Origin of the sequence: Deinococcus alpinitundrae (genome assembly GCF_009982895.1) — a bacterium.
In the GTDB taxonomy this organism is placed as follows: Bacteria; Deinococcota; Deinococci; order Deinococcales; family Deinococcaceae; genus Deinococcus; species Deinococcus alpinitundrae.
Window position 1 is genome coordinate 1 of sequence record NZ_WXZL01000372.1, and the last position, 254, is coordinate 254.

A 254-nucleotide genomic window follows, 5' to 3' on the forward strand; every position below is an offset into this window, starting at 1 on the left:
TTCGATGTAGTAGTTGCTACACCAGACATGATGGGTGAAGTTGGTAAATTAGGTCGTGTATTAGGACCAAAAGGTTTAATGCCAAACCCTAAAACTGGAACTGTAACAATGGATGTTAAAAAAGCTGTTGAAGAAATCAAAGCTGGTAAAGTAGAATATCGTGCTGAAAAAGCTGGTATCGTACATGCATCAATTGGTAAAGTTTCATTTACTGATGAACAATTAATTGAAAACTTCAATACTTTACAAGATGT

1 pseudogene is annotated in these 254 nt (G+C 34.6%); it reads left to right on the forward strand.

The features are described from left to right. Positions 1 to 254 (forward strand): annotated as a pseudogene (locus GUI70_RS26000) (50S ribosomal protein L1); the annotation flags it as partial.